This is a genomic window from Agromyces terreus, assembly GCF_009749465.1.
GTDB classification, from domain to species: domain Bacteria; phylum Actinomycetota; class Actinomycetes; order Actinomycetales; family Microbacteriaceae; genus Agromyces; species Agromyces terreus.
Window position 1 is genome coordinate 707,342 of record NZ_WBIS01000001.1, and the last position, 19,687, is coordinate 727,028.

Here is a 19,687-nt window from a genome sequence, read left to right on the forward strand (position 1 = left end):
GATGGAGGGCGTCGATGGGTCGACGCGGTGGATGGACGGCGGCTGCCGGCGCGATGGCGCTCACCGCCGCGGCCGCGGCGACGGCCGCACTCGCGACCGCTGTGCTGACGGTCGTGTTCGCGAGGAGGGTCGTCACGCCCGAGCCGATCCGGCGTGACGACGTGCGCATCCTCTCGGCCGACCTCCCTCGGAGGGAGGTCCGGCTCGCGGCATCCGACGAGACGCGGATGCATGGGAGCTACGGGCTCTGGTTCGACCACGACTCCGGCCATGCGCGCATCGGCGGAATCGTCGGCGACGACGGCCGCGCGGTCACCCGGCGCATCGAGTCGGTGGACTTCGGCCGTCTCGACCGTGCAGGATCCGGTCGCATGAGCGGGTGGCTGCATCTCGGCCCCTGGGAGATCACCGAGCACTACGAAGACGTCGTCGTCGGCACGCCCCTCGGCCCGGCACCCGCGTGGCTCGTGCGCGGAGGCCCCTCGGGCGCCGCGTCCGACGCATGGATCATCCAGGTGCACGGCAGGGGAGCGAAACGCCACGAAGGGCTGCGCGCGGTGCGCCCCGCCCTCGCGGCAGGGTGGACGAGCCTGCTCATCAGCTTCCGGAACGACGGCGAGGCGCCCGCGAGCACCGACCGGAGGTACGGGCTCGGCGGTACCGAGTGGGCCGACGTGGTCGCCGCCGTGCGCTTCGCGCGAGCGCACGGCGCACGGCGCATCGTGGTCATGGGCTGGTCCATGGGCGGGGCCATCGCGCTGCAGGCCGTCCTGAGGTCCGAGGCGGTCCGCGAGTCGCTCGTCGGCGTGATCCTCGACTCGCCGGCGATCGACTGGGTCGACATCCTGCGTTTCCAGGGGCGGGCGATGGGGCTCCCTTCCGGACTCGGCTCCGCGGTCGCGCATGTGCTCGGCGAGCCGTGGAGCGGCGGACTCACCGGGCTGGCCGCACCCGTGGACGTCACCGAGCTCGACCCGATCGCGAGGGCCGACGAATTCTCGACGCCCGTGCTCCTCATGCACAGCGTCGACGACGGTTTCGTCCCGATCGACGGGTCGAGGCGCTTCGCGGCGGCCCGGCCCGACCTCATCGACTTCGAGGTGTTCGACGGAGCACGGCACACGAAGCTCGCCAACCACGACCCCGAACGCTGGACGGCGCTCGTCCGGGGAACGTTGGAACGGCTCGCCGCCGCTACGCCGGAAGCTGCTCCCGCAGCTGGCGCTTGACCCGGGCGAGCATCGCGGTCATGCCGCGGACGCGAAGCGGTGACACGGCCTCGCCGAGACCGAGCGTCTGCGGGTAGTCGTCGGGGATGGCCAGCACCTGTTGAGGGGCGAGCCCGTCGATGCCCTGCACCAGGATCGACGCGAACCCCCGGGTCGTCGGCGACTCCGCGGGGGCCGTCGCGTGCAGATGGGCGATGCCGTCGACCACTTCGACGAAGATGAACACCGGCGACTGGCACTCGACCACGCGTTCGAGCAGGTCGGGATGCTCGTCGTACTCCGCGGGCAACGAGGGCAGCTCGTTCGAGAACTCGAGCAGCAGCTGCAGGCGGTCGGAGACGCCGAGGGCGAGGAAGTCGTCACGGGTCTCGGCGAGGCGGGTGGGCAGGGTCGAGGAATCCATCGGTCGATTCTCCCACCGTCGGGCGGAGGGAGGTCGCGGACGCGGAGGCTCAGGAACGAGCCGGCGTCTCGCCGCGTTCGATGCCGGTGGCGATCGGCACGCGCACGGCGCTGCCCCACTCGGTCCAGGAGCCGTCGTAGTTGCGCACGTCCTCGAAGCCGAGCAGGTGCTTCAGCACGAACCAGGTGTGGCTCGAACGCTCGCCGATGCGGCAATAGGCGATGACCGCGTCGCCGTCGTCGAGGCCGACCTCGTCGCGGTAGATCGCGTCGAGCTCCGCCCTGCTCCGGAACGTGCCGTCGGCCGCTGCGGCGCGACCCCAGGGCACCGAAGCCGCCGTCGGGATGTGGCCGGCGCGGAGCGCGCCCTCGTCGGGGTAGGCTGGTGCGCTCGTGCGCTCACCGGAGTACTCCTCTGGGGAGCGGACGTCGATGAGCGGGCTGCCGAGATGCGCCAGGACGTCCTCCTTGTAGGCACGGATCGCGCCGTCGGCCCGTTCGACGACCGGGTACTCCACGGGAACGGGGGTCGAGGCATCCGTCGTGAGCTCGCGTCCCTCCGCGATCCAGAGGTCGCGGCCGCCGTCCAGGAGGCGGACGTCGGGGTGCCCGAACAGGGTGAACACCCAGAGCGCGTAGGCCGCCCACCAGTTGCTCTTGTCGCCGTAGATCACCACGGTCGAGTCGCGGGAGATGCCCTTGCCGCCCACGAGGGCGGCGAAGCGCGCTCCGTCGATGTAGTCGCGAACGACGGGATCGTTGAGGTCGGTGTGCCAATCGACCTTCACGGACCCGGGGATGTGGCCGGTCTCGTAGAGCAGGACGTCCTCGTCGGACTCGACGACGACGAGTCCCGGGCGTCCGAGGTTGGCCTCGAGCCAGCCCGTGCTGACGAGGCGCTCGGGATTCGCGTACTGCGCGAATCCGGATCCGGTGTCTGGCTCGACGCTCATGTGGACCTCCTGTGATCGTCCGGTCGGACGGCTGCGTGACGTGCGCGGTCTAGGCTGGTGGCCTGATCCACCTCGAATCTACGCGGCGTGCCGACGGGAGTCGCCACGCCGGTCATCCGGTGCAACACGGGAGCCATTCACGCATGACCACGGCATCGAGCCATGCCCTCATCCGACTCGTCGAGCGGAACCCGTCGATCTCGGCGGAGGAGATCGCCTCCGAGCTGAGCCCGCCGCCGCAGTTCGAGCACGCGTCGTTCGAGTCGTATCGGCCCGATCCCGACTTCCCGTCGCAGCAGGCCGCGCTCGAGCGACTCGGCGAGTTCGCCGCCGTCTGGCGCGCCCAGCGACCCGGCGGGTTCTTCTCCCGCAACCGCCGGCCGAAGGCCGAGCTGCCCGGCGTCTATCTCGACGGCGGGTTCGGCGTCGGCAAGACCCATCTGCTCGCCTCGCTCTGGCACATCGCGCCCGGACCGAAGTACTTCGGGACGTTCATCGAGTACACGGCGCTCGTGGGCGCGCTGGGCTACGCCAACGCGGTGAAGCTGCTGACGGGGGCCCGACTCATCTGCATCGACGAGTTCGAACTCGACGATCCGGGCGACACGATGCTCATGACCCGCTTCCTCGGCGAGCTCATGGCGGGCGGGACCCGCGTCGCGGCGACCTCGAACACGCCGCCGAACGCGCTCGGCGAAGGACGGTTCGCCGCGGCGGACTTCCTCCGCGAGATCCACGCGCTCTCGGCGAACTTCGAGACGCTCCGCATCGACGGGCTCGACTATCGACGTCGCGACACCGAGGGCCGCGCATCCGCGATCGACGACGACGCGGCCGTGGGGCGCATGGCGAACGCGCTCGCAGAGCGCGGCCACCGGGTCTCGTTCGACGCGTTCGACGCGCTCATCGCCCACCTCGCCACGGTGCATCCCTCGAAGTACGTCAAGCTGCTCTCCGGCGTCGAGTTCATCGCACTGGAGGGGGTCCACGAACTCTCCGACCAGAACGCGGCCCTGCGCCTCGTGGCGTTCATCGACCGCGTCTACGACGCCGAGGTGCCGATCATCGCGAGCGGGATCCCGCTCGACCAGGTCTTCGACGCCGACATGATGGGCGGCGGGTACCGCAAGAAGTACCTGCGTGCGATGAGCCGCATGATCGCCCTCACCACGGGCGAACTTCCGCCGCACGACTGACGGCGACCTCGCGGCATCCCGAAACACGCTCGTTACACGACGTCGGTCTTCGTAACCGACGCGAAACACCCGTTGTAGCGTGCCGGAAACCTCCTCGCACCAGTCTGATCGCAGTACCCGAGACCGACACCCCCGTCATCCTCGCGGTATGTCCCCTGCAGATTCACCGAGGTGTGAGGAATTCCAATGGATACGGGAAGCATTGCCTGGGCCATCACGGCCACAGCGCTCGTGCTGTTCATGACGCCGGGCGTCGCCTTCTTCTACGGCGGCCTCGTCAAAGCGAAGAGCGTCGTCAGCATGATGATGATGAGCTTCGGCGCACTCGGGCTCGTGAGCGTGCTCTGGGTGCTGTACGGCTTCAACATGAGCGCCGTGGGCGGCGTCTGGGACTTCGCGGGCAACCCGTTCTCGGACTTCGGCCTCGGGTCGCTCGCAACGGGTGAGTCGGCGAACACCGACCTCATCGGCGTCGCATTCGGCGCGACCTTCGCGATCATCACGGTCGCGCTCATCTCGGGTGCCATCGCCGACCGTGCCAAGTTCGGTTCCTGGCTGATCTTCGCTGGCATCTGGGCGACCCTCGTCTACTTCCCGGTCGCGGCCTGGGTCTGGGGCGGCGGCTGGATCCTGAATCTCGGCGAGAGCCTCGGCCTCCCCGCGGTCATCGACTACGCCGGCGGCACCGCGGTCCACATCAACGCCGGTGCGGCGGCCCTCGCCCTCGCGCTCGTGCTCGGCAAGCGCGTCGGGTTCCAGAAGGGCATGGACAAGCCCCACAACGTGCCGCTGACGCTCCTCGGAGCCGCAGTGCTGTGGTTCGGCTGGTTCGGCTTCAACGCCGGCGCCGAGTGGCTCAACGGCCTCGCCAACACGGGCCTCATCATGCTCAACACGCTCGGTGCCACGGCCGCTGCGATCCTCGGCTGGCTCGTCGTCGAGAAGATCAAGGACGGCAAGCCCACGTCGGTCGGCGCCGGTTCGGGCGCGGTCGCCGGTCTCGTCGCCATCACCCCCGCGTGTGCGAACCTCGAACCGGGCTGGGCCCTGCTGCTCGGCGCCGTTGCCGGCGCGGTCTGCGCCCTCGCGATCGAGCTCAAGTTCAAGCTCGGCTTCGACGACTCGCTCGACGTGGTCGGAATCCACCTGGTCGGCGGCCTCATCGGAACGCTGTACCTCGGCTTCTTCGCCATCGGCACGGGCCTCTTCACGGGCGGCGACTTCGGCCAGCTCGCGGTGCAGACGATCGCGGCCGTCGCGGTCCTGCTCTACTCGTTCATCGTGGCCTTCGTGCTCGGGTTCGCGATCGAGAAGACGATCGGCTTCCGCGTGAAGAACGAGGACGAGATCGCGGGCATCGACACCGTCGTGCACGGTGAAGAGGGCTACAAGCTCGAGACCGTCTGATCGACTGAATCACCGCGAGGGCGGTGGGGTAGTGTGCGGGTGTGACTGACACCGGCCGCTTCCTCACCGCCCTTCGTCGCGTGTTCGGCGGCATCTTCGGTTCGGCGGGAGCGGCTTCCGGGTCCAGTGCGAGGTCGGATGCCGCGGGCTCCGCTTCGGTGGCCACCGACCTGCTCTCACCCGGGCGGAACGGCCCCGCGGCCACCGTCGAGATCGATCCCGACCGGCTCCGCGGCGTGCGGCTGTCGTACTCGCCGTCGAAGGACGGTGCGCCGGATCCCGGAGAGATCGTCTGGACCTGGGTGCCGTACGAGGAGCGCGACGGGCGCGGCAAGGACCGCCCGGTGGTGATCATCGCCGCGTCCGGCGCGGAGTCCTTCCTGGCCGTGCAGTTGACGAGCAAGGCGCACGGGGGTTCTCATGACTTCGTCCCGCTCGGAACGGGCGCATGGGATTCCGCGGGCCGCCCGAGCTGGGCGAACATCGATCGGGTCTTCGTCGTGCACGCGGCCGGCATGCGCCGCGAGGCGGCGTCGTTGGATGCCGCGAGGTACCTGCGGCTGGCGGAGGCGATCGCGGCGCGCTACGGGTGGTCCTGAGCTCCGGGTGGTCCTGAGCTGCGGCCGGTCCTGCGACGGATCCGAGGCGGTTTCGCGGCGTGCGTGTCGAGGCAGGATCCGCATGGAGAGCAGGTCGCAACCGCGCGTGAAACGAGCGGGAACGAAAGAACGCCCCCAGTGGAGTGGGGGCGTTCGTGGGCGATGCCGGGCTCGAACCGACGACCTCTTCCGTGTGAAGGAAGCGCGCTACCAGCTGCGCCAATCGCCCATGTGTGATTCACGTTCACCGGGGTGACCGCGGACTCGATACTAGCGGACGATCGGCGGCGAATGCACATCGAGGAGGGGCCTCTGGACGTGACACGCCCGGGATTCGCGGCCGGAATCCGGGCCGGACCGGGGTGAACATCAGGTGGACGGCGCTCGGTTTGTGAATCGCTCGGAGTATCGGTTAGAGTCTCTCTGCACGCAGAAATGCGAAAGCGAATGCGGATGTGGCGCAGTGGTAGCGCATCACCTTGCCAAGGTGAGGGTCGCGAGTTCGAATCTCGTCATCCGCTCTGATCAGGATCTGGGCGAAAGCATGGGTCCTGTTCTTTTGGTGGAGAACCCATACACGGTGGATTGGCCGAGAGGCGAGGCAGCGGCCTGCAAAGCCGTATACACGGGTTCGAATCCCGTATCCACCTCCACGCACAACTTCATAGCCTGAACAGGCGCGATTGGCGCAGCGGTAGCGCGCTTCCCTGACACGGAAGAGGTCACTGGTTCGATCCCAGTATCGCGCACGACAACAGCCCCGGCTCATCGAGCCGGGGCTGTTCGCGTCTCACCTCACGGTGGTGGTCGCGCCGCGCCTCACCAGGGCGACGGCGCCGCGGGAGCGACCACCGGCGGGCGGTCGTTGCAGGTGATGAGGTTCGGCAGATAGGGCGCGAGCCACGGCGTGCCGGGGTGGAACTCGTTCGCATCCACGCCGTCGTTGCCGCCCAGGTCTGCGAGTGTGAACTCGGAACCGTTCTCCCAGTCCCAGTTGAACGCACCGCAGTTGTTCACGCCCCAATGGCCGACCCCCCTGACGTCGACGTTCTCGAAGCTCGCCGAGCCGGAGGATCGAGCGCTGACGACGTTGGTGCCGGTTCCATCGACTCGGATGCCCCGGAACTGCACGCCGTCGATGCGGTACTGGTCCTTCACGCCCCACTCCGTGACGAGCATCATCGCGCTGTAGGTGCTGTCGAGGAAGTGGTCGCCGCTGACGACGATGTCGGCCTGGTCGATCGAGCGGTCGAGGGCGTAGAACCAGATCGCGCCGAGGCCGATGTTCCAATTCAGCTCGTAGGTGCCCGAGCGGACCGTCGAGTTGTCGGTGATCGCGAGGGAGCCCGTGAACGGCTCCGCACCGAATCGGGACCCGGCGTGGATGCCGCTGCCCTCGCGCACGGGGTCCGCAACGAGGTTGCCCGAGACGGTGGTGTCGGTGCCGCCGTAGATCGCGATGCCGTTCGCGAGCGACGGGGACTGCACGGTGTTGCGCTCGAATGTGTTGCCCGCGTTCGCCTGGTGCTCCGACCACATCGCGAGACCGTCGTCGCCGGTGTTGCGGATGAAGTTGTTCGCGACGACGGATCCGGTGACGCCGGTGTGGAAGTTGAGGGCGTCGGCCATCTGGTCGACCACGATGTTGTCCTCCACGACGAGTCCGTCCATGGGGCCGTCGAACCAGAGGCCGACCTTCGTGTGCCGGATGTGCAGGCCGCGGATGCTCGAGTCGCTCATCGCGCCGCCGATGCCGTTCACTTGGTCCGTGTCGATGCGTTCGCGCACGTCGCCCTCGATCGCGAAGCCCGAGAGGTGCACGTTCGAACTGCCGCCGCTCGCGGCATCCTTGCCGTAGAAGCCGACGCCGGTGTGCACCGAGCCGTCGGGTGCGGGGGAGCTCAGCGCGACTTCGCGCCCGCGGATGACGGTGTACCAGTTGCCCGCGCCCTCGATGGTGACATCGTCGACGATGACGTGCCTGCTGATGGAGAAGACGCCCGGCGGCACGTAGACCGGCAGCCGGTGCTTCTTCGCGAAGGCGATGGCCCGGTCGAACGCGCCCGCCGCGTCGCGGCGCCCGGTCGGGTCGGCCCCGAACAGGAGGACGTTCGCGGCCTTGAGACGGACATGCGGAAGCCCGACGCGCTCGGTGTCGATCAGGTCGATCGTCGTGAGCGACGCGTTCGTGGTCTTCGGCGCGGTCAGGCGGATCACGTCGCCGGCCCGGTACGTCTTCGGCAGCAGCATCCGCTCTTCGTCGTAGAAGTGCATCGGACGGAACGGCTTCTCGACCTCATAGCCCTCGCCGGGCACGCAGCCGCATTCGGTGACCCACCAGTCGGGGTGCAGCAGTCCGGCGTTCGGGTCGTTCGTGAACGGGTACTGGTTGTAGAGCCAGGAGTACTCGGAGGTGAGCGTCATGGTCTGCGCCTTGCCGCCGTTGACCGAGACGGCGAGCGGGGCCTTGATGCCGCCGCCGCCCGGCGCGTCGGGGATGCTGTACCTGACCGTGATCGCGTTCGTGGCCGCCGGCAGCGTGAACTCGACGTACTGCCCCGGCGCGAGCTGCACGGCGCTGCGGCCGGACGCCTCCGAGGGCAGCGTGTAGGCGTCGCGGCCCGGGCCGATCACGGTGCCGGTGTGCACCGCGTTCTCTGCCTCCTGCTCGATGAAGTCGACGTCGGCGCCGCGTCCGGCGACGAGCGCGGGATCGATCGCGGCGCGGGTGACGACCGGCGGTGGTGCGGAGGTCGCGGCCGAGGCCGTGATCGGTCCGGAGATCGCGCCCGCCAGGGCGATCGCGGGGATCGTCAGGGCCGCGGCGAAGCGCCGGCGCCGGCTCGTGCGGCGTTCGTGCGACGGGCGCGGATGCGCGGGGTGGAGCATGTCACGGGTCATCGTCGACTCGTTCCTCTCGATTGCGTGGGATGCGCGGGCCTCGACCCGGCGGATGAGGTGAATGTATGGCCGTGTGCGGGACGCCGACAAGAGTTGATGGCCGAATGTCGAGAGATTGTCGAGTTCTTGCGTGAGAGCGCGCAATCGGCCGCAAGCGCGCGGCACGAGACATCCGTCGACTGCAAGATGCGACGCAAGCGGTGAACGACGGATGCCTCGTGCCGGGGCTCGTACGCGGCCGCACCGCGCAGGCGCGAGGCCGGCCTCCTGCGCCGCACTACAGTTGAAGGGTTCATCTCAACACGCAGGGAGTGGTTCACAGTGGCCGACGGTTTCGAGCTCTTCACCGATCGTTCCGTTGTCGCGATGCGCGTCAACGGCGAGTTGAAAGACCTCGCCGCGACGGTGACGGATGCCGACGAGGTCGAGCCCGTCACGATCGACTCGCCCGACGGGCTGAACATCCTGCGGCACTCCGCCGCCCACGTGCTCGCCCAGGCCGTGCAGTCGATCAACCCCGATGCCAGGCTCGGCATCGGTCCGCCCGTCACCGACGGGTTCTACTACGACTTCGACGTCGCCGAGGCGTTCAGCACCGACGACCTCAAGGCGCTCGACAAGGCCATGGCCCGCATCATCCGTCAGGGCCAGCGCTTCGTGCGCCGCGTCGTGAGCGACGACGAGGCCCGTGCGGAGCTCGCCGACGAACCGTACAAGCTCGAGCTGATCGGCCTCAAGGGTTCCGGCGGACACGGCAAGGGCTCCGGCGACGACCACGAGAACGTCGAAGTCGGCGCCGGCGAACTGACCATCTACGACAACGTCGACCCGAAGACCGGCGACGTCCTCTGGAAGGACCTCTGCCGCGGCCCGCATCTGCCGAACACCCGCATGATCGGCAACGGCTGGGCGCTCCAGCGCGTGGCGGGCGCCTATTGGCGCGGCAGCGAGAAGAACCCGCAGCTCCAGCGCATCTACGGCACCGCGTGGCCCACGAAGGACGAACTTCGCGCCTACCAGCAGCGCCTCGAGGAGGCCGCGAAGCGCGACCACCGCAAGCTCGGCAAGGACCTCGACCTCTTCTCGTTCCCCGACGAGATCGGATCCGGCCTGTCGGTATGGCACCCCAAGGGCGGTGTCGTCCGCGGCGAGATGGAGCAGCACGCGCGTCGCCGTCACATCGAGGGCGGCTACACCTACGTCTACACGCCGCACATCTCGAAGGAGGATCTCTTCCTCACCTCGAACCACCTCGTCACGTACAAGGACGGCATGTTCCCGCCCATCGTCATGGATGAGGAGCGCGACGCCGACGGCAACGTCACCAAGCAGGGCCAGGACTACTACCTGAAGCCCATGAACTGCCCGATGCACATCCTCATCTACAAGGAGCGCGCGCGCAGCTACCGCGACCTGCCCATGCGGCTCGCCGAGAACGGCACGGTCTACCGCAACGAGCTCTCGGGCGCCCTGCACGGCCTCACGCGGGTGCGCGGCTTCACGCAGGACGACTCGCACCTGTTCGTGACCCCCGAGCAGCTCGAGGAGGAGACCGCGCGCGTGCTCGAGTTCGTGATCTCGATGCTCCGCGACTTCGGCCTCGAGGACTTCGAACTCGAGCTCTCGATGCGCGACGACGAGAAGTCCAAGTGGATCGGCACCGAGGAGTTCTGGGAGTACTCGACGAACGCACTGCGCAACGTCGCGGTTGCCAGCGGGCTCAAGCTCACCGAGGTGCCCGGCGAGGCCGCCTTCTACGGCCCCAAGATCGACCTCAAGACGCGGGACGCGATCGGTCGCACCTGGCAGCTCTCGACCGTGCAGGTCGACCCCAACCTGCCCGAGCGCTTCGAACTCGAGTACATGGGGCCCGACGGCGAGAAGCACCGGCCGATCATGATCCACCGGGCGCTCTTCGGTTCCATCGAGCGCTTCTTCGCGATCCTGCTCGAGCACTACGCGGGGGCGTTCCCGGTGTGGTTGGCGCCCGTGCAGGTCGTCGGCATCCCCGTGGCCGAGGAGTTCGCGCCGTACCTCGGTGCGATCATTGCGCAGCTCCGCGCCTCGGGCGTCCGTGCCGAGCTCGACGCGAGCGACGAGCGGATGCAGAAGAAGATCCGCACGCACACCACGCAGAAGGTGCCCGTGCAGCTCATCGCCGGCGAACAGGACCGATCGGGCGAGACCGTCTCGTTCCGGTTCCGCGACGGCACCCAGACCAACGGCGTGCCCATCGACGAAGCCGTCGCGCTCATCCTCGGCGCGATCGCCTCCAAGAAGCTCGTCAACACGGCCGAGGACCTCGCGTGACCGATCCGTCGTCGGACTCGGATGCCGCCGCCGGCGCGGAATCCGAGCTCGTCGACGCGGCGACGCTTCCCGGAGTGCCCGATGCGTTCCAACGCCTCTGGACACCGCACCGCATGGCCTACATCAACGCCGGCGCCGATGCCATGCGGGCCGCGTGCCCGTTCTGCGCCGCGCCTGAGAAGTCCGACGCCGATGGGCTCATCGTGCACCGCGGACGCACCGCCTACGTGCTGCTGAACCTGTTCCCCTACAACTCGGGGCACATGCTGGTGTGCCCCTATCGGCACATCGCGACCTACGACCAGGCCACCGCCGAGGAGGTCGCCGAGATCGCCGAGCTGACCCAGACCGGCATGCGCGTGCTCCGCGAGATCTCACGGTGCGACGGGTTCAACATCGGCATGAACCAGGGCGCCGTCGCGGGCGCCGGCGTCGACGAGCACCTGCACCAGCACATCGTGCCGCGCTGGGCGTCTGATGCGAACTTCTTCCCGATCATCGCGCGCACCAAGGCGTTGCCGCAGCTGCTCGGCGAGGTGCGCGAAGCCGTCGCCGGGGCGTGGCCGTCGGCCTGACGTGCCGGCGCGGCATCCGCTCGCCGACTGACGATCGCGACCGGTGCGCGACGAGGGGCGAGCGGATGCCGCGACTCAGCGCACCTGGCGGACGCCGAACTGCATGCGCGGGTGGGCGTACGCCTCCTGCGACTCGACGAGCTGCAGCTCGCGCTCGCCCGATGCATGGGTGCGCTCGAGCAGGTCGAAGACGCTCGACGTCGTGCGTGCGAGGGCGTCGGCCGCGTCGCGCGTGCGCAGGTAGTGGGCGGTGAACAGGGCCGCACTCACGTCGCCGGAGCCGTTCGCCTTCATCGGCAGCAGGGGAGTCTGCACGATCCACCCGCCGTGGTCGTCGACCGCGAGCATCTCGATGGTGCCCTCTTCGCGGTCGGGGCGCTCGACGCTCGTGACCAGCACGATCGACGGGCCGGTGGCACGGATGAGGTCGACCGAGGCGAGCGTCGACTCGAGCGTGTCGGGTTCGGTGTCGGTGAGGAACCCCAGCTCGAACTGGTTCGGCGTGATCAGGTCGGCGGCGGGCACCACGCGGTCGCGGAGCAGGATCGGGATGGCGGGCGCCACGAAGCATCCGGATTTCGCGTTGCCCATCACCGGGTCGCAGGCGTAGATGGCGTCGGGGTTCGCGGCCTTCACGCGGGCGACGGCGTCGAGGATCATGTCGGCGATGCCCTCCCCGCCCTGATAGCCCGAGAGCACCGCGTCGATGCCGGGCAGCGCGCCACGGTCCTCGATGCCGGCGATGACCTCGCGCACGTCGTCGGGGGAGATCATCGGGCCGCGCCACGCGCCGTAGCCGGTGTGGTTGGAGAAGTTGACGGTGTAGACCGGCAGCACCTCGACGCCGATGCGCTGGAGCGGGAACACGGCGGCGGAGTTGCCGACATGGCCGTAGGCGACCGCCGACTGGATCGAGAGAATCTTCACCGGTCGATCATCGCACTTCCGGGCCGGCTCGGCTCGCGACGCGGTCGTTCGCCTGCGCCGTCCGCACGGATGCGGCGAGATCGGCCGCCAGCTTGCGGAGGTCGGCGTCGTCGAGGTCGTGAACCGTCAGCCGCAGGTGCTGCGAGGGGCCGTGGTCGCCGAGGGCGAACTCGTCGCCGGGTCGGGCGAGCCACCCGCGTCGCATGAGCTGCTCGGAGACGGCGCGCGCGGGCGCGCCGAGCGGGACCCACACGTTGAGTCCGTCGCATGGGACGGTCGGGAGCCCCTCGGCGGTCAAGAGCTCTGCGAACACGGCGTTCCGTTCCGCGTAGTGCTCGCCGGCTGCCCGGATGCCCGCAGCGACGCCCGGATCGGTCGCGAGGGCGTGCACGAGGCGCTGCAGCAGGTGGCTCACCCAGGTGGTGCCGGGGGTCAGCCGCATCGCGAGGCGATCCGCGGTCTCTGGGTCGGACGCGGTGACCGCCAGGCACATGTCGGGCCCGAGGAACTTGGACACCGAACGCACGAGCGCCCAGCGTCGATGCCCGGCGTCGATGAGCGAGTGGTACGGCAGCTGCGAGAGCAGGGAGTAGTGGTCGTCCTCGATCACGAGCACGTACGGATGCTCGCGCAGCACCGCCCGCAGTTCGGCGGCGCGCCGGGCGGTGAGTCCGGCGCCGGTGGGGTTCTGCGCACGAGGCGTGCAGATGACGGCGCGGACGCCCTGGTCGAGGGCGGATCGGAGCCCGGCGACGGTCATCCCCTCCTCGTCGACCGGCACCGGTACCGGGCGGTAGCCCGCCACGCGCACGGTGTGGATGCTGGTCAGGAAGCACGGGTCCTCGAGGGCGACGGCGTCGTCGCGCGTGAGCGCCTGGGTGAGCAGGCGCTCCATGGCGTCGGCCGCGCCGCTCGTCACCGTGAGCCGCATCGGGGTCCCGTTCGGGAGGCTCTCGCTCATCCAGCCCCGCGCCCACCGGTCGAGGTCGGGGTCGATCACGGGCTCGCCGTACAGCACGGGCCGACGTGCGATGCTCGCGAGCGCGACCGAGGCGTCGGGGATACGACGCGCGTCGGGGTTGCCCGTGCCGATGTCGCGCAGCGCGGTCTCGGCGGCGAAGCCCTCCTGGGCGACCGAGGCGGCGCCGGCCACGCGGGTGCCGCCGCGCCCGCGCGTGACGACGATGCCGGCATTCGTGAGTTGTCGGTACGCGGCGACGGCGGTGTTGCGGTTCACGCCGAGCTGCTCGGCGAGCGCGCGCACCGACGGGAGCGCGTCACCCGGGCGGAGCGCGCCGCGTTCGACGAGGGTGCGCAGGCTGTCGGCGATCTCGGCCGCCGATCGTCCTTCGATTCCGATGATGTCGTCACCGCCCTTCTTCGTGTCTCCGGCCATGCTATCTTTTGGCCTAGGTCAATGGTTCCGTTGGCCTGTTCTGATGCGCGACGATCGCGCGACCGCCCGAAAGGACTCCACCGTGACCGTATCCGAGACGGGCTCGAGCCGCGTCAAGCGAGGCCTCGCCGAGATGCTGAAGGGCGGCGTCATCATGGACGTCGTCACCACCGAACAGGCGCGCATCGCAGAGGACGCCGGCGCCGTGGCGGTCATGGCCCTCGAGCGCGTCCCCGCCGACATCCGCTCGCAGGGCGGGGTCGCCCGCATGAGCGATCCCGACCTCATCGACGCGATCATCGCCGAGGTCTCGATCCCCGTCATGGCGAAGGCGCGCATCGGGCACTTCGTCGAGGCGCAGGTCCTGCAGGCCCTCGACGTCGACTACATCGACGAGTCCGAGGTGCTCTCGCCCGCCGACTACGTCAACCACATCGACAAGTGGTCCTTCAACACGCCGTTCGTCTGCGGCGCGACGAACCTCGGCGAGGCGCTCCGCCGCATCAACGAGGGCGCGGCGATGATCCGCTCGAAGGGCGAGGCCGGCACCGGCGACGTCTCCGAGGCGACCAAGCACATCCGCAAGATCAACTCCGAGATCAACGTGCTCCGCTCGATGACGAAGGACGAGCTCTACGTCGCGGCCAAAGAGCTGCAGGCCCCGTACGAGCTCGTCCTCGAGGTCGCCGAGACCGGAAAGCTCCCGGTCGTGCTCTTCGTCGCGGGAGGCGTCGCCACGCCGGCGGATGCCGCGATGATGATGCAGCTCGGCGCCGACGGCGTGTTCGTCGGATCGGGCATCTTCAAGTCGGGCAACCCCGAGGCGCGGGCGGCCGCCGTGGTCAAGGCCACGACCTTCCACGACGACCCGGCGGTCATCGCCGAGGTGTCGCGCGGTCTCGGCGAGGCGATGGTCGGCATCAACGTCGCCGACCTGGCGGCGCCGCACCGCCTCGCCGAGCGCGGCTGGTGACGGCGGCCCTGCCGAACGGTTCGTCCGACGCGGGGGACCGGAACGCCTCCGGCCCCCGCGTCGGCGTGCTGGCGCTGCAGGGCGACGTCCGCGAGCACGCACAGGTTCTGACCGCGCTCGGCGCCAGGGTCGACCTCGTCCGGCGGCCCGAGGAACTCGATCTCGTCGAGGGGCTCGTGATCCCGGGGGGCGAGTCGAGCGTCATGGACAAGCTCGCACGGATGTTCGGCCTCGCGGAACCGCTGAAGGCCGCCATCGCCGGGGGGCTTCCGGTCTACGGCACGTGCGCGGGCCTGATCATGCTCGCCGACACCGTGCTCGACGCCATCGCCGGGCAGCAGTCACTCGGGGGGATCGACGTCGCCGTCCGGCGCAACGCCTTCGGATCGCAGAACCAGTCGTTCGAGACCGACCTCGTCATTCCCGTGCTCGGCGAGGCCCCGATGCACGCGGCGTTCATCCGTGGGCCCGTCGTCGAGTCGGTCGGCCCGGCGGCGACCGCGCTGGCCGGCCTCGACGACGGACGGGTGGTCGCCGTCGAGCAGGGGAACCTGCTCGGCACGAGCTTCCACCCCGAGATCACCGGCGACCACCGCTTCCACGAGTACTTCCTCGAGAAGGTGCGGGCACGGGCGGCCCGATGACTGTGGACGAGGGTCGGAGGCCGCGGGTAGCGTCGAGCGCATGACCGGTCGAGTGGCACTGCTCCGCGGCGTGAACGTCGGCGGCATCACGGTGAAGTCGGCGGAGCTCCGCGACCTCTTCGAGACGCTGGGCTTCGCCTCGGTGCGCACGGTGCTCGCGAGCGGCAACGTCGCGTTCGAAGACGACGGCTCCGAGACATCCGCAGCGCTCAAGGCCCGCATCGAGGCTGCGCTCGGCGACCGATTCGGCTACGACGCGTGGATCGTCCTCCTGACGCGGGAGCAGCTCGCCCGCGTGGTCGAGGACTTCCCCTTCGACGAGCACCGAGACGGGTGGCATCCGTATGTCCTCTTCGGATCGGATGCCGCGCACCTCGCGCAACTGCTCGAGGCCGCCGCCGACCTCGACGAAGCCGACGACGTGGTCGCCGCGGGCGACGGCGTCGTCTACTGGCACAATCGTCGCGAGCGCGGCATCGGCAGCGACTTCGCCAAGCTCGCCGCGAAGGCGAGGTACAAGCCGACGACGACGAACCGCAACCTCCGCACGCTGCGCAAGCTGCTCGGGTGAGCCGCCCGAGAAGCGCCGCTGACCTACAATGATGAGGCGCGAGCCGTGAAGCGGCCGCACGAGCAATCGATTCAGGAGACGCATGTCCGGGCATTCCAAGTGGGCGACGACCAAGCACAAGAAGGCGATCATCGATTCGCGCCGTGCGAAGTCGTTCGCCAAGCTCATCAAGAACATCGAGGTGGCCGCGAAGATGGGCGGCGCCGACCTGTCGGGAAACCCGACCCTCGTCGACGCCGTGCAGAAGGCGAAGAAGACCTCGGTCCCCAACGACAACATCGATCGTGCGATCAAGCGCGGCGCCGGGCTCACCGGTGAGTCCGTCGACTACTCCACGATCATGTACGAGGGCTACGGCCCGAACGGCGTGGCGTTGCTCGTCGAGTGCCTCACCGACAACAAGAACCGCGCTGCCGCCGAGGTCCGCACGCTCATGAGCCGCAACGGCGGCACCATGGCCGACCCGGGTTCGGTCGCCTACAACTTCGCGCGCAAGGGCGTCATCGTGGTCGCGAAGGCCGACGGCCTCAGCGAGGACGACGTCCTCGGTGCCGTGCTCGACGCGGGAGCCGAAGAGGTCACCGACGAGGGCGAGACGTTCGAGGTCATCACCGAGGCGTCCGACATGGTCGCCGCGCGCACCGCGCTGCAGGAGGCCGGCATCGACTACGACTCGGCCGACGCGGCCTTCGTGCCCAACCTCAAAGTCGAGATCGACGCCGAGACCGCCCGCAAGGTGTTCCGCCTCATCGACGCGCTCGAAGACAGCGACGACGTGCAGAACATCTACAGCAACTTCGATCTCTCGGCCGAGGTCCAGGCCGAGCTCGAGTCCGAGGAGTAGCCGATCGCGGTGCGGGTGCTGGGCATCGACCCCGGACTCACCCGATGCGGGGTGGGCGTGGTCGACGTCGAGCCGAATCGCACGGCGAAGCTCGTCGACGTCGTCGTCCTGAGATCGCCGGCCGATCTCGACACGCCCAATCGCCTGGTGCGCATCGCCGACGGGCTCGAGGCGATCATCGACGAGCACCGGCCGCAGGCGGTCGCGCTCGAACGCGTGTTCGCGCGCAGCGATGTGTCGACCATCATGGGCACGGCCCAGATCTCCGGGGTCGCGATGCTGCTCGCGGCGCGGCGCAGACTTCCCGTCGCGCTGCACACGCCGAGCGAGGTGAAGGCGGCCATCACGGGCTACGGCCGCGCCGACAAGGCGCAGGTGGGCGCGATGGTCGCCCGCATCCTCGGACTCGAGGCGGTGCCGAAGCCGGCCGACGCCGCCGATGCGCTCGCGCTCGCGATCTGCCACGCGTGGCGTACCGGCGGCGTCGCAGGAGCCGCGGTGACGGATGCCTCGGCGCCCGCGCCGCTCGCGCGGACGACGACGCCCGCGCAACAGGCATGGCTCGCCGCAGAGCGATCCGCGGCGGTGTCGGGGGCCGCCCGTAGGCTGAAGAAGTGATCTCATCGCTTCGCGGGCCAGTGCTCGCCGCCGCCGGCACCACGCTCGTCATCGACGTCGGCGGCGTCGGGTTCCAGGTCAGCACGACGCCGGCCCTCGTGCTCGCGTCGCGCGAGGGGCACGAGGCGATCGTGCACACCAGCCTGATCGTCCGCGAAGACGCCCTCACCCTCTTCGGGTTCGCAACCCGTGACGAGCTCGACGTGTTCGAACTCCTCATCGGCGTCACGGGGGTCGGGCCGCGTTCGGCGCTCGGCGTCCTCTCCGCGATGGCCCCGGCCCAGATCGCGTCGGCCATCGCCGCCGATGACGACGCGGCGTTCCGCAAGGTGAGCGGCATCGGCCCCAAGACCGCGAAGCTCATCACGGTCTCGCTCGCCGGCAAGCTCATCGCGCCTCGCGTCGCCGACGCCACATCCGGGGCCGCTCCGGTCGGTGCCGGCGGCGTCTCCGAGAGCGTGCTCGCCGCCCTCACGGGTCTCGGCTGGAGCGAGCGTGCCGCGGCCGAAGCGGTCGACGAGGTCACCGCCGAGCTCCCGGCGTCCGAGGCATACTCGGTGCCGGCGGTGCTCAGGCTCGCGCTCGCCCGACTCGGTCCCGCGCAGCAGAACGGGCGTGCCCGATGACCGACGGCGTCGACGACCTCGACCTCACCGACCCGGTCCTCGCCTCCGAGGCCGAGCTCGCCTTCGAGGGCGCGCTGCGCCCGAAGAGCCTCGGCGAGTTCGTCGGGCAGAGCAAGGTGCGCGGACAACTGCAGCTGCTGCTCACCGCAGCCATGATCCAGCAGCGCACGCCCGACCACATCCTGCTCGCGGGCCCGCCCGGCCTCGGCAAGACCACCCTCGCCATGATCGTCGCGCATGAGGGCGGCCGGCCGCTCCGCATGTCGAGCGGGCCGGCGATCCAGCACGCCGGCGACCTCGCGGCCATCCTGAGCTCCCTCGTGCCGGGCGAAGTGCTCTTCATCGACGAGATCCACCGCATGGCGCGCTCCGCTGAGGAGATGCTCTACCTCGCGATGGAGGACTTCCGCATCGACATCATGGTCGGCAAGGGAGCCGGTGCGACGTCGGTCCCGCTCGATCTCTCGCCGTTCACCCTCGTCGGCGCCACGACCCGCGCCGGACTGCTGCCGAATCCGCTGCGCGACCGATTCGGGTTCACGGCGCATCTGGAGTTCTACGACGAGGCCGAACTCGAGCAGGTGCTCGCGCGCGCGGCCACGATGCTCGGCCTCGACATCGACCGCGAGGCCGTCGCCGAGATCGCCGGGCGCTGCCGGGGCACGCCGCGTATCGCCAACCGACTCCTCAGAAGGGTCCGCGACTTCGCGCTCGTGCATTCCGGGAGGGCGGATGTCGCCGCGGTGCGCGCCGCGCTCGACCTCTACGACGTCGACGAGCTCGGACTCGACCGGCTCGACCGTGCCGTGATGCAGATCATCCTGACGCGGTTCGGCGGCGGGCCGGTCGGGCTGAACACGCTCGCGGTCTCGGTCGGCGAAGAGGCGGAGACCATCGAGGCCGTCGTGGAGCCGTTCCTGGTGCGCATCGGCCTGATCACGCGAACGCCGCGAGGGCGGGTGGCGACGCCGGCGGCATGGCGGCACTTCGGCCTCGCATCGGGCGAAACGGCGCTGCCGATCGATGACCTATAATCCATTGAGGCTCAGTCCTCACCGCCGTCGACGTCGTGCGGTCAACCGCACACCGGAAGGTTCTTCCCCCTCATGACCCTGGATCCGTTCACCATCATCATGCTCGCCGTCCTGGCGGTCCTGATCTTCTTCATGTTCCGCAATTCGCGCAAGCGCCAGGCCGAGGCACAGAAGCTCCAGTCCAGCGTGGTCCCCGGTGCGAAGGTGATGACGAACTCCGGCGTCTTCGGCACCATCCTCTCGATCGACGAAGACGAGAACCAGGTGCTCCTCGAGACCACGCCCGGCACGGTTCTGACCGTGCACCGGCAGACGGTCTCGCGAGTCGTCGAGCCGGTCGCCGTCGAAGGCGACGACGATGCAGACGCCCCGAGCACGCTCGAGGGCGGGCCCGAGTTCGGTGAGCGCGTCGAAGACGCTCCGATCGTCGAGGCCACGGCCGATGACGCCACCGATCTCAAGAAGAAGTCGGACGACTAAGA

The 19,687-nt window shown here is 69.4% G+C and carries 19 protein-coding genes and 4 tRNA genes; 17 read left to right on the forward strand and 6 right to left on the reverse strand.

Annotation, left to right across the window (positions count from 1 at the left end; translation table 11 throughout):
- Nucleotides 1-14 precede the first annotated feature (14 nt).
- A complete protein-coding gene (locus GQQ92_RS03175; RefSeq protein ID WP_156997753.1) occupies nt 15-1,229 on the forward strand; it encodes an alpha/beta hydrolase family protein in 1,215 nt (404 codons plus the stop codon).
- Here the strand turns inward: GQQ92_RS03175 and GQQ92_RS03180 are convergent.
- Together GQQ92_RS03180 and GQQ92_RS03185 are read right to left on the reverse strand one after the other, a co-directional pair.
- Complete coding sequence (locus GQQ92_RS03180; protein ID WP_156997754.1) at nt 1,195-1,632, reverse strand: SufE family protein; 438 nt, start codon at nt 1,630-1,632, stop codon at nt 1,195-1,197. The genes GQQ92_RS03175 and GQQ92_RS03180 overlap by 35 nt on opposite strands.
- 49 nt (nt 1,633-1,681) lie before the next feature.
- Nucleotides 1,682-2,584, reverse strand: coding sequence for a sulfurtransferase (locus GQQ92_RS03185; RefSeq protein WP_156997755.1), 903 nt, complete (start codon nt 2,582-2,584; stop codon nt 1,682-1,684).
- 143 nt (nt 2,585-2,727) lie between these two features.
- On the opposite strand from GQQ92_RS03185, the gene zapE reads away from it, so the two are divergent.
- The 3 genes from zapE to GQQ92_RS03200 all read left to right on the forward strand — a co-directional run bounded on the left by zapE (nt 2,728) and on the right by GQQ92_RS03200 (nt 5,786).
- Nucleotides 2,728-3,780, forward strand: a complete 1,053-nt coding sequence (gene zapE / locus GQQ92_RS03190) for a cell division protein ZapE (protein ID WP_156997756.1) — start codon at nt 2,728-2,730, stop codon at nt 3,778-3,780.
- A 186-nt stretch (nt 3,781-3,966) separates the two neighbouring features.
- Entirely contained in the window at nt 3,967-5,187 is a 1,221-nt protein-coding gene (locus tag GQQ92_RS03195) for an ammonium transporter (RefSeq protein ID WP_156997757.1), read from the forward strand.
- A gap of 41 nt (nt 5,188-5,228) precedes the next feature.
- On the forward strand, nt 5,229-5,786 hold the full coding sequence (locus tag GQQ92_RS03200) for a type II toxin-antitoxin system PemK/MazF family toxin (RefSeq protein ID WP_232057455.1): 558 nt from the start codon (nt 5,229-5,231) through the stop codon (nt 5,784-5,786).
- Nucleotides 5,787-5,942: 156 nt separating this feature from the next.
- Here GQQ92_RS03200 and GQQ92_RS03205 read toward each other — a convergent pair.
- Nucleotides 5,943-6,015: transfer RNA gene (locus GQQ92_RS03205), tRNA-Val, on the reverse strand.
- 220 nt (nt 6,016-6,235) lie between these two features.
- On the opposite strand from GQQ92_RS03205, the gene GQQ92_RS03210 reads away from it, so the two are divergent.
- From GQQ92_RS03210 to GQQ92_RS03220, 3 genes are all read left to right on the forward strand, one after another.
- Nucleotides 6,236-6,307: transfer RNA gene (locus GQQ92_RS03210), tRNA-Gly, on the forward strand.
- Between the two features lie 58 nt (nt 6,308-6,365).
- A tRNA-Cys gene (locus GQQ92_RS03215) sits at nt 6,366-6,439 on the forward strand.
- A gap of 24 nt (nt 6,440-6,463) precedes the next feature.
- Nucleotides 6,464-6,535: transfer RNA gene (locus GQQ92_RS03220), tRNA-Val, on the forward strand.
- 70 nt (nt 6,536-6,605) lie between these two features.
- Here the strand turns inward: GQQ92_RS03220 and GQQ92_RS03225 are convergent.
- The gene (locus GQQ92_RS03225) at nt 6,606-8,687 is read right to left on the reverse strand and encodes a glycosyl hydrolase family 28-related protein (RefSeq protein WP_232057456.1); all 2,082 of its coding nucleotides are present in this window, start codon (nt 8,685-8,687) and stop codon (nt 6,606-6,608) included.
- 366 nt (nt 8,688-9,053) lie between these two features.
- Here GQQ92_RS03225 and thrS point away from each other — a divergent pair, with 366 nt between their 5' ends.
- Nucleotides 9,054-10,997: a threonine--tRNA ligase gene (thrS, locus tag GQQ92_RS03230; RefSeq protein ID WP_232057516.1), complete on the forward strand. Its 1,944-nt coding sequence runs from the start codon at nt 9,054-9,056 to the stop codon at nt 10,995-10,997.
- Entirely contained in the window at nt 10,994-11,572 is a 579-nt protein-coding gene (locus GQQ92_RS03235) for an HIT family protein (RefSeq protein WP_197738046.1), read from the forward strand. Before thrS ends, GQQ92_RS03235 begins: the two co-directional genes overlap by 4 nt.
- A gap of 75 nt (nt 11,573-11,647) precedes the next feature.
- Here the strand turns inward: GQQ92_RS03235 and pdxY are convergent, their stop codons facing one another.
- Entirely contained in the window at nt 11,648-12,499 is an 852-nt protein-coding gene (pdxY, locus tag GQQ92_RS03240) for a pyridoxal kinase PdxY (RefSeq protein ID WP_156997759.1), read from the reverse strand.
- Nucleotides 12,500-12,506: 7 nt separating this feature from the next.
- Nucleotides 12,507-13,895, reverse strand: a complete 1,389-nt coding sequence (locus GQQ92_RS03245; protein ID WP_156997760.1) for an aminotransferase class I/II-fold pyridoxal phosphate-dependent enzyme — start codon at nt 13,893-13,895, stop codon at nt 12,507-12,509.
- A gap of 43 nt (nt 13,896-13,938) precedes the next feature.
- Between GQQ92_RS03245 and pdxS the strand changes: the two genes are divergently transcribed.
- From pdxS to yajC, 8 genes are all read left to right on the forward strand, one after another.
- On the forward strand, nt 13,939-14,868 hold the full coding sequence (gene pdxS, locus GQQ92_RS16735; protein WP_232057457.1) for a pyridoxal 5'-phosphate synthase lyase subunit PdxS: 930 nt from the start codon (nt 13,939-13,941) through the stop codon (nt 14,866-14,868).
- The gene (pdxT, locus tag GQQ92_RS16740) at nt 14,865-15,512 is read left to right on the forward strand and encodes a pyridoxal 5'-phosphate synthase glutaminase subunit PdxT (RefSeq protein ID WP_232057458.1); all 648 of its coding nucleotides are present in this window, start codon (nt 14,865-14,867) and stop codon (nt 15,510-15,512) included. Before pdxS ends, pdxT begins: the two co-directional genes overlap by 4 nt.
- 40 nt (nt 15,513-15,552) lie before the next feature.
- Nucleotides 15,553-16,083: a DUF1697 domain-containing protein gene (locus GQQ92_RS03255; protein WP_156997761.1), complete on the forward strand. Its 531-nt coding sequence runs from the start codon at nt 15,553-15,555 to the stop codon at nt 16,081-16,083.
- Between the two features lie 82 nt (nt 16,084-16,165).
- Nucleotides 16,166-16,927, forward strand: coding sequence for a YebC/PmpR family DNA-binding transcriptional regulator (locus GQQ92_RS03260; protein ID WP_156997762.1), 762 nt, complete (start codon nt 16,166-16,168; stop codon nt 16,925-16,927).
- Between the two features lie 9 nt (nt 16,928-16,936).
- Nucleotides 16,937-17,545, forward strand: a complete 609-nt coding sequence (ruvC, locus tag GQQ92_RS03265) for a crossover junction endodeoxyribonuclease RuvC (protein ID WP_197738047.1) — start codon at nt 16,937-16,939, stop codon at nt 17,543-17,545.
- The gene (ruvA, locus tag GQQ92_RS03270) at nt 17,542-18,171 is read left to right on the forward strand and encodes a Holliday junction branch migration protein RuvA (RefSeq protein ID WP_156997764.1); all 630 of its coding nucleotides are present in this window, start codon (nt 17,542-17,544) and stop codon (nt 18,169-18,171) included. The genes ruvC and ruvA overlap by 4 nt, the downstream gene beginning before the upstream one ends.
- Nucleotides 18,168-19,205: a Holliday junction branch migration DNA helicase RuvB gene (gene ruvB, locus GQQ92_RS03275; protein WP_156997765.1), complete on the forward strand. Its 1,038-nt coding sequence runs from the start codon at nt 18,168-18,170 to the stop codon at nt 19,203-19,205. Before ruvA ends, ruvB begins: the two co-directional genes overlap by 4 nt.
- A gap of 72 nt (nt 19,206-19,277) precedes the next feature.
- Nucleotides 19,278-19,685 (forward strand): preprotein translocase subunit YajC, encoded by a 408-nt coding sequence (gene yajC, locus GQQ92_RS03280; protein WP_156997766.1) that lies wholly within the window; start codon nt 19,278-19,280, stop codon nt 19,683-19,685.
- Nucleotides 19,686-19,687: the final 2 nt, after the last annotated feature.

Coding starts and splice junctions, on each gene's coding strand:
- GQQ92_RS03175 (WP_156997753.1), top strand. CDS start 15: ATGGGTCGACGCGGTGGATGGACGGCGGCTGCCGGCGCGATGGCGCTC.
- GQQ92_RS03180 (WP_156997754.1), bottom strand. CDS start 1,632: ATGGATTCCTCGACCCTGCCCACCCGCCTCGCCGAGACCCGTGACGAC.
- GQQ92_RS03185 (WP_156997755.1), bottom strand. CDS start 2,584: ATGAGCGTCGAGCCAGACACCGGATCCGGATTCGCGCAGTACGCGAAT.
- zapE (WP_156997756.1), top strand. CDS start 2,728: ATGACCACGGCATCGAGCCATGCCCTCATCCGACTCGTCGAGCGGAAC.
- GQQ92_RS03195 (WP_156997757.1), top strand. CDS start 3,967: ATGGATACGGGAAGCATTGCCTGGGCCATCACGGCCACAGCGCTCGTG.
- GQQ92_RS03225 (WP_232057456.1), bottom strand. CDS start 8,687: ATGACCCGTGACATGCTCCACCCCGCGCATCCGCGCCCGTCGCACGAA.
- thrS (WP_232057516.1), top strand. CDS start 9,054: ATGCGCGTCAACGGCGAGTTGAAAGACCTCGCCGCGACGGTGACGGAT.
- GQQ92_RS03245 (WP_156997760.1), bottom strand. CDS start 13,895: ATGGCCGGAGACACGAAGAAGGGCGGTGACGACATCATCGGAATCGAA.
- pdxS (WP_232057457.1), top strand. CDS start 13,939: ATGCGCGACGATCGCGCGACCGCCCGAAAGGACTCCACCGTGACCGTA.
- GQQ92_RS03255 (WP_156997761.1), top strand. CDS start 15,553: ATGACCGGTCGAGTGGCACTGCTCCGCGGCGTGAACGTCGGCGGCATC.
- GQQ92_RS03260 (WP_156997762.1), top strand. CDS start 16,166: ATGTCCGGGCATTCCAAGTGGGCGACGACCAAGCACAAGAAGGCGATC.
- ruvB (WP_156997765.1), top strand. CDS start 18,168: ATGACCGACGGCGTCGACGACCTCGACCTCACCGACCCGGTCCTCGCC.
- yajC (WP_156997766.1), top strand. CDS start 19,278: ATGACCCTGGATCCGTTCACCATCATCATGCTCGCCGTCCTGGCGGTC.